This window comes from Micromonospora sp. NPDC003816 (genome assembly GCF_042874705.1).
Lineage (GTDB): Bacteria > Actinomycetota > Actinomycetes > Mycobacteriales > Micromonosporaceae > Micromonospora.
Map to the genome: position 1 here is coordinate 699,203 of NZ_JBIANP010000002.1, position 15,560 is coordinate 714,762.

Annotated in this window: 10 protein-coding genes; 5 read left to right on the forward strand and 5 right to left on the reverse strand. The window is 72.3% G+C overall.

Going from position 1 to position 15,560, the window contains the following annotated elements:
* Positions 1-97: 97 nt before the first annotated feature.
* Positions 98-1,297, reverse strand: coding sequence for a TadA family conjugal transfer-associated ATPase (locus ACFYTT_RS09040; protein ID WP_387258317.1), 1,200 nt, complete (start codon positions 1,295-1,297; stop codon positions 98-100).
* Positions 1,294-2,346, reverse strand: a complete 1,053-nt coding sequence (gene ssd / locus ACFYTT_RS09045; RefSeq protein ID WP_201272422.1) for a septum site-determining protein Ssd — start codon at positions 2,344-2,346, stop codon at positions 1,294-1,296. The genes ACFYTT_RS09040 and ssd overlap by 4 nt, the downstream gene beginning before the upstream one ends.
* Positions 2,347-2,654: 308 nt before the next feature.
* Between ssd and ACFYTT_RS09050 the strand changes: the two genes are divergently transcribed.
* Positions 2,655-3,569, forward strand: coding sequence for a hypothetical protein (locus ACFYTT_RS09050; RefSeq protein WP_176092369.1), 915 nt, complete (start codon positions 2,655-2,657; stop codon positions 3,567-3,569).
* 533 nt (positions 3,570-4,102) lie between these two features.
* Positions 4,103-4,906 carry an HAD family phosphatase gene (locus ACFYTT_RS09055; RefSeq protein WP_176092357.1) on the forward strand — a complete coding sequence of 268 codons (804 nt, stop codon included), beginning with the start codon at positions 4,103-4,105 and terminating at the stop codon, positions 4,904-4,906.
* A gap of 19 nt (positions 4,907-4,925) precedes the next feature.
* On the opposite strand, the gene ACFYTT_RS09060 is transcribed toward ACFYTT_RS09055, so the two are convergent.
* Complete coding sequence (locus tag ACFYTT_RS09060) at positions 4,926-5,672, reverse strand: oxidoreductase (RefSeq protein ID WP_176092356.1); 747 nt, start codon at positions 5,670-5,672, stop codon at positions 4,926-4,928.
* Between the two features lie 267 nt (positions 5,673-5,939).
* Between ACFYTT_RS09060 and acs the strand changes: the two genes are divergently transcribed.
* From acs to ACFYTT_RS09075, 3 genes are all read left to right on the forward strand, one after another.
* A complete protein-coding gene (gene acs / locus ACFYTT_RS09065) occupies positions 5,940-7,934 on the forward strand; it encodes an acetate--CoA ligase (RefSeq protein WP_176092355.1) in 1,995 nt (664 codons plus the stop codon).
* Between the two features lie 284 nt (positions 7,935-8,218).
* A complete protein-coding gene (locus tag ACFYTT_RS09070) occupies positions 8,219-10,621 on the forward strand; it encodes an immune inhibitor A domain-containing protein (protein WP_131053506.1) in 2,403 nt (800 codons plus the stop codon).
* A 121-nt stretch (positions 10,622-10,742) separates the two neighbouring features.
* Complete coding sequence (locus ACFYTT_RS09075; protein WP_176092354.1) at positions 10,743-11,675, forward strand: alpha/beta fold hydrolase; 933 nt, start codon at positions 10,743-10,745, stop codon at positions 11,673-11,675.
* 7 nt (positions 11,676-11,682) lie between these two features.
* Here the strand turns inward: ACFYTT_RS09075 and ACFYTT_RS09080 are convergent, their stop codons facing one another.
* Positions 11,683-12,048 (reverse strand): hypothetical protein, encoded by a 366-nt coding sequence (locus ACFYTT_RS09080; protein ID WP_176092353.1) that lies wholly within the window; start codon positions 12,046-12,048, stop codon positions 11,683-11,685.
* Entirely contained in the window at positions 12,045-15,428 is a 3,384-nt protein-coding gene (locus tag ACFYTT_RS09085; RefSeq protein WP_387258320.1) for an SseB family protein, read from the reverse strand. Before ACFYTT_RS09085 ends, ACFYTT_RS09080 begins: the two co-directional genes overlap by 4 nt.
* Positions 15,429-15,560: the final 132 nt, after the last annotated feature.

Consider the following 15,560-nt stretch of genomic DNA (forward strand, 5'->3'; position numbering starts at 1 on the left):
TCGCGCGATCGGCCAGGGAACATCCGGGTGCGCACCGGCCGGATCGCGACCACGCCGAGCCCGAGCAGTATCCCGGCCACCCACAGGTATCCGCCGCTCATGCCGGACCCGCAGACCCGGGCCATGGCTCGGACAGGATCGGCGGCACCGCGACGTCCCGATTCTTGATCATGGTGCCGAGCGCCCGCCCCGCGAACCCGAGCCCGCGACCCCGGATCCAGGCGGGCACCGCAGTCACCAGCCGATCCGGCCCTTCCGGCAGAAGCAGGCAGACCGACTCCAACAGCCGCCCCTGCGGCGTACGGCGAATCTGGAACACCACCTGGAGGGCCGCCGCCACCTGGGCGTGCAACGCCGGACGGGGCAGTCCGCCGAGCAGCCCCAACGCCTCCAACCGGGCGGGTACGTCCGACGGGGCGTTGGCGTGCAGTGTTCCCGCGCCACCGTCGTGACCCGTGTTGAGTGCGGCGAGCAGGTCCACCACCTCGCCGCCCCGGCACTCGCCGACGACCAGCCGATCGGGCCGCATCCGCAGTGCCTGCCGGACCAGCTCACTCAGACCGACCGCGCCGGAGCCCTCCACGTTGGCCGTACGGGCCTGCAACCCCACCACGTGCGGGTGCACCGGCCGAAGCTCGGCGGCGTCCTCGACCAGCACGATCCGCTCGGTGCCCGGCACCAGCGAGAGCAGCGTGTTCAACAGGGTCGTCTTGCCGGAGCCGGTGCCGCCGATCACCAGGTACGCGAGGCGGGCCGCCACCACGGCGGCGAGTATCGGCGCGACCGGCCGGGCCACCGCACCCTGCTCGACCAGCTCGTCCAGGGTGAACGGCCGCTGCCGGAAGGTCCGCAACGACAGGTAGGGCCCGTCGGTCGCCACCGGTGGCAGCACGGCGTGCATCCGGGTGCCGTCGGACAGCCGGGCGTCGACGCACGGCGCACCGTCGTCGAGCCGGCGTCCGGCTCCGGCGGCGAGCCGCTGCGCCAGCCGGCGTACGTCGTCCACGGTGCCCACCGGCACCGGGACCTGGTGCAGCCCCTGACCTCGGTCGACCCACACGCGTACGCCGTTCACCAGCACGTCTGTCACCTCCGGGTCGGCGAGCAGCGGGGCGAGTGGCCCGGCGCCCACCAGGTCGTCGCGTACTCGGTCGGCCATCCGCAGCAGGGCGGTGTCCCCGAGCACGGCGGCGTCGGGTTCGGCGCGTACCGCGGAGACGATCGCGGCCGGCGTGACCGGCGTGGTGGCGGCGGCGATCCGTTGGCGTACCCGGGCGGCGAGGCTCTCCCCGCTCACGCCGCACCCGCCGGGGCGCTCCGGCCGGTCAAGTCGGTGACGATCCGCTGGCAGAGGTCGGCCAGCGGGCCGCGCCCGGTGGCCGCCGGCGCCTCGCCCCGCTCCAGGCCACGGCACAGGCCCGGCTCCGGCCGCAGGCTGCCGGCGAGCGGCAGCCCGAGTGCCTTGGCCAGCTCCGCCGCCCGCAACCGGCCGGGGGCCGGACCGCGCACGACGACTGACAGGTCGTGGCAGTGCGGACCCGCCATCGCCACCACCCGCGCCGCCGCAGCGGTCGCCCGCAGCTCCGCAGGCACGACCACGAAGACCCGGTCGGCGGCCTGGAGCGCGGTGACCGCCGCGTCGTCGAGATACCGGGGCAGGTCGACCACGACGAAGTCCCGGCCGCGTCGGGCCGCGTCCAGCGTGGCCGCCATCGCCTCGGCCGGCACCGCGACCAGGTCACCGCGATCCCAGGAGAGGACCACCAGATCGCCCCGGCTGGGCAGCGCCCGCACCAGAGCGGGGGCGTCCACCCGGCCGTCCGCCCCGGTCAGCGCCGGCCACCGGAGGCCCTCCAACTGCTCCCAGCCCAGCACCAGGTCGAGGCCGCCACCGAGCGGATCGGCGTCGAGCAGCAGGGTTCGCAGCCGGGTACGGGCGGCGGTGACCGCGAGCCCACCGGCCAGGATGCTGGCCCCGGCCCCACCCCGGCCGCCCAGGACGGCGACCACCCGGCCGCCCGGCACATCCCCGACACCACTCTCGGCGAAGCGGTCGACCAGCCACGGCTCGGCGGCCGGCAACACCGCGACGTGCTCCACGCCGAGCAGGTCCGCGACCTGCCAGCTCGACTCGACGTCACCGTCGCGGCCCACCAGGACCAACCGTGCACGCCGGGGCAACCGGGCCCGCAGGCAGGGCTGCGCCTGATCGCTGCCGATGATCACCAGCGGGGCGGACCGCCAGCGGGTCCGGGCAGCCGCCGGGTCGGCGGCGACCTCCACCTCGACACCTCCGGCGGCGGCGAGCCGCAGCAGGTCGTCGAGCAGGTCACCGTCCCCGGTCACGACCAGGGGCGGAGGCGGGTGCGGCGGGACGGAGGTACGGGCGGGCATCGTGGCCTCCAACGGTCGGCAGGGGTTCGCTGTGCCGAACCCTTCCGCCGCACCACCTCCGGCGCCGCCCCGCGCGACCCGCCTGTGGATAACCAGGTCCCCTGTGGACAACGCCCGCGATCGAAGTTGATCTGCTACATGGGCGATCGAACATCGCGTTCAAATCGCCTTCGATCGGCCATAGCGGGACGACATGGAGAGCGCGCATAATCGACGGTCTGCGCCGTCGGCGGAACGGCATCCCTCGCTGGATCGAGGTCATGAAGCAGTCGCCAGATCACGAGCATCCCCGTGTCGAGCCGAGACTCCGGGTCGGCCCCTGGCTGTTCGACCCGCGTTCCCACCCCGCGCCACCCAGCCGACCGGAGTTGCCCGCGCACCCGACACGGCTCGCCCTGCCGGCCGCACCGGTCACCCGCGACGGCGATCCGTGGACACCGCCGACCGTCGCGTCCGCACCCGTCGTCGGCCCCGCCGAGCCGGCACACCACGGCACTGGCCGGGTGAGCCACCGGCTCCTGCTGGCCGGGGTCGCCACCGGCGTACTGGGCCTGATGCTCACCCTGTTCTGGCCCACGCCGGACGCTCCGCCGACCGCCGCTCCGGAGAGACCCACCGGCTGGGTAGCACCGCCGCCCGCGCCGGCCAGCACCTCGCAGCGCCCCGCCTCGGACGGCACGGCCACCCCGTCGGCCTCGTCCTCCGTCGGCGGAGTCTCCTCCACCCGCCCGCTGCCGCCCACCACGGCGTCCGCGCCGACCCGGTCGCCGTCGACATCGGCCCCACGGACCGACCCACCCCGCACCCCGGGTACGCCGAGCAGCCGGCCGACGTCCGCACCCAGCCGCCCGGCGAGCCCAGCACCGACCACCCGGCCGCCCGAGCCGCAACCGCAGCGCCTCGCCCCGCTGCCCGGCGGGCACGAACGGTGGTTGCGTTCGGTCAACGGCGGCCCCGAGACCAGCATCGAGTTCGTCAACTCCACCAACCGCACGGTGACCGTGCACTGGCTGGACCACCACGGCAACCGCAGGCAGTACCGAGTCCTGCAACCGAACACGTCGTACCGGCAGCACACGTACGTCGGGCACCCCTGGGTGGTCACCGACCGACGCGGCTGGGCCCTGGCCTGTTTCGAGCCGGTCCGTACGCCCGGCCGCGCGGTGATCGGCTAGCCCGGACGGTCCTCCCGCAACCGGTCGGTGGCCCGACGGACCTCCGCGATCAGGGCCTCCGCCCTGGACACCGTGCCGGCGATCTCCTGCGGGGACCGGCCCGGCGAGGCCAGCAACGCGTGAGCGCGATCGGCGGCATCCGGCGGTGCCGCAGGGCTCGCCGATTCGGGAGAGAGGCTCTACCTGGGCCTGCGACGGAAGGGGAAAGGGACGACCCCCGTCGGGGGGAGACGGGGGTCGTCGAGGTTCGGCTCCGGGGGGGTCGAGCCGAACCCGCTCAGCGGTTACGGGGGGTGCAACCGCCGAGAGTCTGCCGGTTGTACGAGATGTGAATACTCGTCCTGCCAACAAGTCTGCCTGAGCGGACCTGTGTACGTCGAGTGGTGTAGCCTCCACTCCCCGCAGATTCCTTTTCGCAGAGTGTGAGTGCAGTCACTCTTCGCAGGCAGCGGGGAGGCCGACCCGCAGGTCCGCACGGTCCTTGGCCCCCGGGCATCCGCCGACGATAGACCATCGGGCTAGACTTTCGCGCCGTGGGCCGAAGTGCCGCTTTCTTCGATCTGGACAAGACCGTCATCGCCAAGTCGAGCGCCCTGGCGTTCGGTCGGCCGTTCTACCGGGACGGGCTGATCACCCGGCGTGACGTGGTCAAGTCGGCGTACGCGCAGCTGATGTTCCGGCTGGGCGGCACCGACGAGCAGACCATGGCCAGAACCAGGGACTATCTCGCCACCCTGTGCAAGGGATGGCAGGTGGAGCAGGTCCGCCAGATCGTCGCGGAGACACTGCACGAGCTGATCAACCCCTACGTGTACGCCGAGGCCGCCGCCCTCATCGAGGAGCACCAGGCGGCCGGGCGGGACGTCGTGCTGGTCTCCGCCTCCGGCGAGGAGATGGTCCGCCCGATCGGCGCGCTGCTCGGGGTCACCGACGTGATCGCCACCCGGATGGGTGTGGTGGACGGGCGGTACAGCGGCGAGGTCGAGTTCTACGCGGCCGGTCCGAGCAAGGTCGAGGCGGTCGGCGAGCTGGCCGAGGTGCGCGGGTACGACCTGGCCGATTCGTACGCCTACTCCGACTCGTACACGGATCGGCCGTTGTTGGAGTGCGTGGGTCATCCGAGCGTGGTCAACCCGGACCGTCAGCTACGCAAGCTCGCGGTGGAGAACGCCTGGCCGGTGCTGGAGTTCCGGCACCCGATCCCGCTGGGTCGGCGGCTGCGGGAGCGGCCGGGCGTCCCGGTCGCCGCAGCCGCGCTCGGCGTGGGCGTCGGGGTGGCGATCGGCATCGCCTGGTACGGGCGGCACCGCCGGACCCGCGCCGGCAGCTCGGCCTGATCCCCGCCCGCCATCCTCGTCAAGCAGCCGCCAGGACCTCGTCGCCGATGGCGGTGAGCTGGTCGGCGCCCACCTCGACGGCGGACATGTAGTGGCGCAGCCACGATCGGAGCCCGTCGGGTGTCCCGGTGGCGAAGGCTCCCGCCGCTCCGACGTACTCCGGCTCGCGTTCCCGGTGCCCGACGTCGACGGGCAGCAGGCCACGCGGGTCGGCGCCGCTGGCGAGCAGCACCAGGCGGGCCGCGCCCCGGGCCACGACGCCGGAGGGGCCGGCGAACGGGCGCAGGTTCAGCAGTTCCCCGTGCACCACGGCGGCGAGCACCAGCGGGGTGACCTGGGTGCCGCCGGCCACCAGCCCGGCCAGGGCGTCGAGGCGGGCGGCCACCACCGGGTCGTCGACCGGGCGGCCCAGGTCGGGCTGGTCGACGATGTCGCGGGCGGCGAGTACGTGCAGCTTCGCGAGGACCTGCCGGGGCGCTCGGGGCCAGAGGTCGATCAGCCCGGGCAGTGCACCGGCGACGCGCAGGGCGCCCTGGAGGACCGGTTCGGTGACGGTGCCGGCGCGTACCACCTCACGGTCGTGCGGCCGGCCTTCCAGGCCGGCGCTGGCCACCGCGGACCGCAGGCCGACCTCGGCCACGACCTGGCCGCCGTGCCGGCGTAACGCGCGGTGGCCGAGCGCCTGGTCGAAGCGGGCGCGGGCGCGGGCGACGGCGTCGGCGACGTCGGCGAGGTCGAGCAGCGGCGCGAGCGGGTCGGCAGTCACCCTGTCACGCTATCGACCCGGCGATCCGCGTCGAGCACGAGTCGGCGGCGGCGGGGTTGCCGCAGGTGCGTCGATGCTGTGCCGCAGGTGTTAGGAAGGGACCCTTCCTATGCACGAGGCGTTAATAAGGTGCCCTTCCTTACATCTCGGCGCGTGGGGAAGGCCGTTGGGCGACGAGGGCGGACGAGATCGGTCGCCTGGCGCGTCCACCCCGGCTAACCTGCCCGGGAGAGAGGCAGGTCACCCCGAGCGACGAGGAGTCACCGCATGAGCGAGGCATTGGCCAATCTGTTGAACGAGACGCGCCAGTTCCCGCCGCCGGCCGAACTCGCCGCCGCCGCCAACGTCACCGCGGACGCGTACGTCGAGGCCGAGAACGACCGGCTGGCCTTCTGGGAGCGCCAGGCCGGGCGGCTGACCTGGGCGAAGCAGTGGGACCAGGTGCTGGACTGGTCGAATCCGCCGTTCGCCAAGTGGTTCGTCGGCGGGCAGCTCAACGTGGCCTACAACTGTCTGGACCGGCACGTCGAGGCGGGCCGGGGCGACAAGGTGGCGATCCACTGGGAGGGCGAGCCGGGCGACACCCGGACCATCACCTACGCCGACCTGCACCGGATGACGTGCCAGGCGGCGAACGCCCTCACCGACCTCGGGGTGGTCGCCGGTGACCGGGTGGCGATCTATCTGCCGATGATCCCGGAGGCGGCGGTCGCGATGCTGGCCTGCGCCCGGATCGGCGCGACGCACAGCGTGGTCTTCGGTGGCTTCTCCGCCGAGTCGCTGACCAACCGGATCCAGGACGCCACCGCCAAGGTGGTGATCACCGCGGACGGCGGGTACCGCCGGGGCAAGCCGTCGGCGCTCAAGCCGACCGTGGACGACGCGGTGGCGAACTGCCCGTCGGTGGAGCACGTGCTGGTGGTACGCCGGACCGGCGAGCAGGTCGGCTGGTCGGAGCGGGACCACTGGTGGCACGAGACGGTGGAGCAGGCGTCGACCGAGCACGCCGCGCAGCCGTTCGACGCCGAGCACCCGCTGTTCATCCTCTACACCAGCGGCACCACGGCCCGCCCGAAGGGCATCCTGCACACCACCGGCGGATACCTGACCCAGACCTCGTACACCTCGCACGCGGTCTTCGACCTGAAGCCGGAGAGCGACGTCTACTGGTGCACGGCGGACATCGGCTGGGTGACCGGCCACTCCTACATCGTGTACGGTCCGCTCTCCAACGGCGTCAGCCAGGTCATGTACGAGGGCACCCCGGACACCCCGCACAAGGGCCGCTTCTGGGAGATCGTCGACAGGTACGGCGTGACGATCCTCTACACGGCACCCACGCTGATCCGCACCATGATGAAGTGGGGCGACGAGATCCCCGCCGAGTACAGCCTCTCCACGCTCCGGCTGCTCGGCAGCGTCGGTGAGCCGATCAACCCCGAGGCCTGGATGTGGTACAGGCAGCATGTCGGACGGGGTGAACTGCCCATCGTGGACACCTGGTGGCAGACCGAGACCGGCGCCATGATGATCTCGCCGCTGCCCGGGGTGACCGCCGCGAAGCCGGGTTCGGCGATGACGCCGCTGCCGGGCGTCATCGCCGACGTGGTGGACGACCAGGGCCAGTCGGTGCCGAACGGCGGCGGCGGGTACCTGGTGCTGCGCGAGCCGTGGCCGTCGATGCTGCGCACCATCTGGGGCGACGACAACCGGTTCATCGAGACGTACTGGTCCCGCTTCGGCGCCGGGGTGAGCGGCAACGCCGACGACCCGTGGGTCTACTTCGCCGGTGACGGGGCGAAGCGGGACGACGACGGGCACCTCTGGCTGCTCGGCCGGGTGGACGACGTCATGCTGGTCTCCGGGCACAACATCTCCACCACCGAGGTCGAGTCGGCGCTGGTGTCGCACCCGTCGGTGGCGGAGGCGGCGGTGGTCGGCGCCACCGACCCGACGACCGGGCAGGCGATCGTGGCGTTCGCGATCCCGCGCGGCAGCATCGACACCGCCGGTGACGCCGGTGAGAAGCTCATCGCCGACCTGCGCAACCACGTGGCGAAGACGCTCGGCCCGATCGCCAAGCCGCGACAGATCATGTTGGTGCCGGAGTTGCCGAAGACCCGCTCCGGCAAGATCATGCGTCGGTTGCTGCGGGACGTGGCGGAGAACCGGTCGCTGGGCGACGTCACCACGTTGCAGGATTCGTCGGTGATGGACCTGATCGCCTCCGGCATGGGCGGGGGTAAGTCCGACGAGGACTGACGGATAGGCGTACCACTCGACGGGTGGCGGTCCGCGTCGGACCGCCACCCGTCGATGTCTGTCCGGACCTGCGCGGACGTCGGGTGGTCGCCGCCGAGGGCTGTGACAGTGAAAACGCCTGCCAACAACTCGGTGCCACAAAATCGACGCACACCCCTTCCCCTTTGGCCCCACGAGTGCCTATGTTCACCAGTGGCCCCATCCGTAGGGGCCTATTTCACCGGTCCACAACCCCCGACGGGCCGGTTCCCTCAATCCGGAGGTACCACGTGCGGAAAGTCGCAGTGGGTCTGCTCGGGCTCTCGCTGACCGCGACAGGATTGACGGTCGGCGCTTCCGCCGCCGCCGCGCCTGCCACGGCGCCGGCGTCCGCCCAGTCGATCGCGGAGCCCGCCCACGCCGAACACGACCTGCCGAACCCGCTGGAGGACAAGCGTCGCGCCCTGCGTGAGCAGGGTCTGAGCGAGGTTCTCTCGGGCCGGGCCGAGGCGGAGCGGATCAACGGCAGCACGGTGGTCAAGGTCGGCGAGCGGGCCACCAAGGGTGGCAAGGCCGGCCGTAACGCCAAGACCACCAAGGGCGGCAAGGGCCCGACCGAGAAGCAGTACGTCGAACTGTCGCGGGAGAAGACCGACCGGATCTTCGTGATCCTCGCCGAGTTCGGCAACGAGCGGCACCCGGACTACCCCGACCAGGACACCGACCCCGACACCCCCGGCCCGGCGCGGTTCGACGGACCAGGGCACAACGAGATCCCGGAGCCGGACCGCCGGGTGGACAACTCCACCGTCTGGCAGCCGGACTACGACGCCGACCACTTCCGGAAGCTCTACTTCGGCACCGGCCCCGGCGACGAGTCGGTGAAGCAGTACTACGAGGCCCAGTCCTCCGGGCGCTACAGCGTCGACGGTGTGGTCACCGACTGGGTGAAGGTCAACTACAACCAGGCCCGGTACGGACGTTCCAGCGGCTACCCGTGCGACGGGATCGTCTGCAACAACGTCTGGGCGCTGGTGCGCGACGCCGCCAACAAGTGGGTCGCCGACCAGAAGGCGGCCGGACGGACCGACGAGGAGATCGCCGCCGACGTGCGGGCGATGGACCAGTGGGACCGGTACGACTACGACGGCGACGGCGACTTCAACGAGCCGGACGGCTACATCGACCACTTCCAGATCGTGCACGCCGGTGGCGACATGGCCGACGGTGACCCGATCTACGGCGAGGACGCGATCTGGAGCCACCGCTGGTACGCGTACGCCTCCGACCAGGGACGCACCGGCCCGCCGAACTTCCCGGCCGGCGGCACCCAGATCGGCGACACCGGGATCTGGATCGGTGACTACACGATCCAGCCGGAGAACGGCGGTCGCAGCGTCTTCTACCACGAGTACGCCCACGACCTCGGCCTGCCGGACGACTACAACGTCATCAGCGGCGGCGACAACAACAACGAGCACTGGACCCTGATGGCCCAGAGCCGCCTCGGCGCCAAGAACGACGGCGGCATCGGCGAGCGCGGCGGTGACCTCGGTGCGTGGAACAAGCTCCAGCTCGGCTGGCTCGACTACGAGGTGATCGTGGCCGGGCAGAAGCGCACGCTGGTGCTCGGTCCACAGGAGTACAACACCAAGGAGGCCCAGGCCGCCGTGGTGGTGCTGCCCGAGCGGGAGTACACGTTCGAGAACGGGGCGCCGTTCGAGGGCGACAAGCAGTTCTTCTCCGGCAACGCAGACGACCTGAACAGCACCCTGACCAGGACGTTCGACCTGAGTGGGGCGTCGTCGGCAAGCGTCTCGCTGAAGGGCCGCTACAGCATCGAGGCGGACTACGACTACCTGTTCTTCGAGACCTCGACCGACGGCGGGCAGACCTGGACGCCGCAGCCCGGCACCGCGGACGGTCGGCCGTTCAAGGAGATCTCCCCCGGCCGGTACGCGCTGGACGGCAGCACCGACGGCGAGTGGGTGGACGTGCAGGTCCCGCTGGACTCGGTGGCCGGCAACACCGTCGGGTTCCGGCTGCGCTACCAGACGGACGGGGCGGTCGCCGAGGGCGGGTTCTTCGGTGACGCGATCACCCTGACCGCCGACGGGCAGACGGTCCTCGTCGACGGTGCCGAGGACGGTGCCACCGGCTGGACGCTGGCCGGCGGGTTCGAGGTGGTCGAGGAGACGTACACCCGCAGCTTCCCGAACTACTACATCGCCGGGACCCGGCAGTACATCTCGTACGACAAGTACCTCAAGACCGGTCCGTACTTCTTCGGGTACGCCAACACCAAGCCGGACTTCGTGGACCACTACGCGTACCAGGAGGGTCTGCTGATCTCGTACTGGAACACCCGGTGGTCGGACAACGACACGTTCGCACACCCGGGCGAGGGCCGGAACCTGATCATCGACTCCCGGCCCCGGCCGATCTACAACCTGACGGGTCAGCCCTGGCGGGCCCGGATCCAGGTCTACGACGCGCCGTTCAGCCTCAAGAAGGCCGACTCGTTCACGCTGCACCTCAACAGCCAGCCCCAGTACATCCGGGGTCAGGCCGCGCAGCCGCTGTTCGACGACACCAAGCAGTACTGGTTCCCGGAGCTGCCCAACCACGGCGTCAAGCTCCCGGCCACCGGCACCAAGATCAAGGTGATGGAGCAGGACGGCATCTACACCAAGGTCCGGTTCTCCTGAGCCGCCGACCTGACACGACGACGCCCCGGGCAGGCCATCTGCCCGGGGCGTCGCCCCTGCCGGGCCGGTGGTCCGGTCGGCCCACCGGGGCCGACGGCGGCGAGGTCATAGGCTGTCGGTCATGACCGAGCAGCGTGGCGATGCCATCGACGAATCCTGCGTCCTCACCGAGGGACCGTGGACGCACCGGTTCGTCGGCGCCAACGGCAGCCGGTTCCACGTCGTGGAGGCGGGCACCGGTCCGATGGTGCTCTTCCTGCACGGCTTCCCCGAGCACTGGTGGGCCTGGCAGCAGATGCTGCCGGCGGTCGCCGACGCCGGTTTCCGCGCCGTCGCCGTCGACCTGCGCGGCTACGGCGCCAGCGACAAACCACCCCGGGGGTACGACGGCTACACCCTCGCCGCCGACGTGGCCGGCCTGATCCGCGCGCTGGGTGAACGGTCGGCGACCGTGGTCGGTGCCGGTGCCGGCGGGATGATCGCCTGGACGGTGGCCTCGTTCCATCCCAACCTGGTCCGCCGGCTGGTGGTGCTCGGCGCACCGCACCCGCTGCGGCTGCGCGCCGGGATCTTCGCCGACCCACGGGGCCAGTTCGCCGCCTCCACACCCGCGCTGAGGTTCCAGATGCCCCGCTACGAGCACGTCCTCACCCGGGACGACGCGCGGGCGGTGGAGGAGATCCTGCGCCGCTGGGGCGGACCCCGCTGGGTGAGCGGCCCGGAGTTCGCCGGGTACGCCCACCGTTACCGGGAGGCGATGCGGATTCCGCAGGCCGCGTTCTGCGCGCTGGAGGGCTACCGCTGGGCGTTCCGGTCGGTGCTGCGGCTGCACGGATACCGGTTCGTCAAGCTGATGCAGCGCCCCCTGGTCACCCCCACCCTGCAACTGCACGGCGCGCTGGACGTGGCCTCGTTGCCGCGTACCGCCCAGGGGTCGGGACGTTACGTCAGCGCGGCGTACGAGTGGCGGCTGCTGGACGACGTCGGGCACTTCCCGCACCTGGAGACGCCGGAGCTGGTGCTCGGCGAGGTCCTGCGCTGGACGAAGTCCTGACCGGTGCTCAGATCCGCTGTTCGCGGACGTCGGTGACCTCACCGACCGGCGCCCAGCCCTGGTAGACACCGAAGTCGAAGGCTTCCAGCCGCATCGCCTGGGCGACCGGCCACCGACCACCGGTGTACTCGACCCGCAGCCACCCGTCGTGCACGGCGAGCACGATGAACGGCTGCCCCTGCCAGGTGCAGGTCGTCCGGACGTACGCCAGTTCCTCGACCTCCGAGGCCGGGACGACCCGGACGTGGCGGCCGACGCGGACCTCCTCGAAGCCGTCGGCCGCCTCCGGCCGGTAGAGCCGGATCTCGCCGCCGTCCGGGCTGGCCTGGTACTCCCGGCCACGCCAGCGGGCCACGTAGCCGTCGCGCATCACCGCTCACCGACCTGTCGCCAGGCGAGCGTGTCGGTGTCGAGCACGGCGACCAGACGTTCGGTGCCGTCCGCGCCGATCCGCAGCAGCTGGGCGCCGTGCGGCAGCCGGACGCTGTCCACCTTGAACTCGGCCACCACGTCGGAACTCTCGCCGGGGGCGAAACCGTTGCCCCGGAACGGCGGACGCTCGATGACCCAGCCCTCCATCGCCCGCATGGCGGCCTCGTTCTGCCCGCCGTACGGGATCCGGTAGAGGCTCGGCCGGTACGCCGGCCACCGCAGCACGTAGATCTGCTCGGCGTCGGCGGCGAAGGGCGACTCGGGATGGTCGAGGCCGAGCGCGCCGTGCAACTTCGCCGGGGTGTCGAGATGGGCCAGCTCGCCGGCCCGGTGGACGAAGCCGGAGACCCGGTCGTAGCCACGCTCCAGGTAGTAGCCGAGCTGGCTGGGTGCGATCGCCTTCTGCATCACGATCGGCCGCACCGGGTCGACGACCGGTGCGGCCTCCCGTGGGCCTTTGGACGAGACGGTCGGCTCGGCCGACGACTCGGTCTCCCGCTCCGGGTCGTCACCGAGCCCCAGCTCGGCGGCCCAGTTGGCCAGCCCGACGATCTGCTCGCCGGGCAGCTTGGCGCCGACCGGCGTACCGGGATTCACCGCGAACGACCACGACGTGTCCGGCCAGCAGCGGATCAGCTGGACGAAGCGGACCTGGAGCGTCTCGGCGGCGGCCGGATCGGTGTGGTCGCTCAGCCGCTGCGGCGAGGTGTACGCCACCACGAAGGTCTGGCCGTCCAGTTGCACGGTGGGCCAGACGAAGCCCGGGTCGCCCGGTCGGGTACCCGTGACGGAGTCGGCCGCCACCGGCATCAGGACCCGGGCCAGCAGCAGCGTGGAGAGGAACGTGTCGGTGCTGCCCGCCTCCGCCGCCTCCAGCAGGTTCACCTCGACGTCGTTGGCCGGCGTGAACTCGGCACCGGCCGCCGGCGGCGTGGCGACGGATGCCGCGTCCGGGGTGGTCGCGGCGGGACTCTGCACCGTCGGCTCGGACCCGTCGCCCGACTCGGAGACCTCGGCCCGAGCGACCGTCGGCGAGGCCGGAGGCGTGATCAGCTCGGTCTCGATGGCCGACTCCGGGATCGTCCCCCGGAGCGGCACGGTCTGTTGCTCGGACCCGACCAGCGGAACGTCGGCAGTCGCCTCGACCGGCGGCACCTCGGCGGTCGGTTCGGAACCCGCCGGCACCAGATCGGCGGTCGGCTCGGACCCGGCGGACGGGACCTCGACCGTCGGCTCGGCGTCGGTCAACGGGACTTCGGCGGTCGGCTCGGCCTCGACCGACGGCACGTCGGCGGTCGGCTCGGATCCGATCGTCGGGATCCATCCGGTCGGATCCGCCACCGTCGGCACCCATGTGGTCGGATCGGCCTCCACCAGCGGAACCGAGGCGGTCGGCCCCGCCTGCGGGACCGGGACACGCACCGTCGGCTCCGCCTCGGCAGACGGCACCTCGACGGTCGGTTCGGCCCCTACCGTCGGCACCCAGGCCGTCGTCTCCGGCGCGGTGGACGGGACCCGGGCGGTGGGCTCGTCAGACGGCACCTGAACGGTCGGCTCGGCCTCGACCGTCGGCACCCAAGCCGTCGTCTCCGGCTCCACCGTCGGGACCCAGGCCGTCGTCTCGGGCTCGACGGTCCGGACCGGCGCGGTCGGCTCGGCCCCGACCGTGGGCACCCATGTCGTCGGTTCGGCCTCCACCAGCGGGACCTGCGCAGTCGGTTCCGCCTGCACCGACGGAACCTGCACTGTCGGCTCAGCCTCGGAGACCGGGACCCGCACTGTCGGTTCGGCCTCCGACACGGGGACCCGCATGGTGGGGTCGGCCTCGACCGGCGGGACACGCACTGTCGGTTCGGCGCTGGCGAAGGTGGCGAACCCCTGCGGCCGGGATGGGGCGTCGTCGACCGAGCTGAGGTCGCGCGCCTCGATGATGGTGCCCTCGATGACGATCGGGGTGAAGCCACGGCGGGTCGCGGGCGGGCCGGAGACCGGTTCCGCGGCCGACAACTCCTCCGTGGGCTCCGCCGGCCCGCGAGGGGGCAACGCCTCGGTGGGGTCGCCGCTGTCGGCGAGACCACCCGGTGCCGTCCAACCGTTCGGCGGGGAGACCCGCAGTGGCCGGGTCGGCTCCTGCGTCGCACCGCCGGGTGACGGCAATTGCTGGGTCGGCTCGCCACCGGACTCGGGGCGGGCACCCGACTCGGTGCCGGTGAAGTCGAAGGCGCGGGTCTTCCCCTCGGCGGACGGATCAGCGGCCGTCCCGCGCCGGGGGAACGGCTGCCCGCCACGGGCAGCCAGCCGGGACGGCGGGGTCGCACGGTCGGTCAGCCGGTCGGCGCGCTGGCCGGTACGGGAGTTCGACGGCTCGAAGAAGGACCGCCTGGGCGTCTGGCCGCTGCCGGTGTCGGCGGGCGGGCCGTTGGTGGGCGGGCCGCTGCTGGGCGGGCCGCTGCTGGCTGGGCCGTTGCCGGCCGGGCCTGCGCGTTCCGGGGTACCCGGCCAGCCGGGACCGGCGACCGTCGGTTCCTCGCCGGGTGTCGGCATCGGCCGACTCGGCGGCGCGCCGACCGGACCCTCCACCCGGCCACCGCCGACGGCGCTGAGCCGGCTCCCGAGAGTCTCCTGACGGGGCACGGAATCCTGGACGGGTGCGCCCCGACCGAGGTCAGGTCGACCCGGCGATCCACCGCCGGGCTGCTGCTGGTGCGGACCGGCCACCGTGCCGGGCGCCGCCACCGGTGACTCGGGCAACTGGAAGGCCGCCGGGGCCACCGGCTGCGGCGAGGAGGGTGCCGGACGATCGGGACCGACGCCGGGTGACCGTGCGGTGCCGGTCGCAGGGGGCGGGGTGCCGTGCGACGCTCGCCCCTCGCGCGAGCGGTTCAGCGCCTCCACCCGTTCCAACCGGGCCCGGGCGCCGACCGTGCGCCCGGGCAGCCGGACGTCGCCACGGGACAACTGGGAGACGAACCAGGCGGGCAGGTAGCCCTCGATCGGCAGGCCGGGATTGACCGCCAGCCACCACTCGTGGTTCGGCCAGCCGGCGGCCAGTTCGGCGTACCCGGAGCGTCGACTCGGCCCGGCGTGGTCACCGAGACAGGACCGCATCGCCTCGGCGGAGGTGAACGCCAACACGTGCGTGCGGCCACCGGTCGTCCAGGTGCCCCAGCCCGCCGGCACCTGGCCCGGGACGGGCTGGGCGGAGATCGGCAACAGCAGCTCGACCCGGGACAGGATGCGGAAGTACAACTGCTGGTCGTTGCCGCGTAGCGCGTCCCGCATCGCCGCCTCGGCCTCGGTGGCCGGCGCCCAGTCGGTCACGGCCACCCCTCCTCCCGGGCACAGCCATAGGTATCGCCTACAACCTACAAGGTGTCCACAAGATCACAATGCCAGGCCGTCGCCGGTCCGCCCGGTTCACCGAGGGGCGATAACATCCCGTTCCGGAGTCGA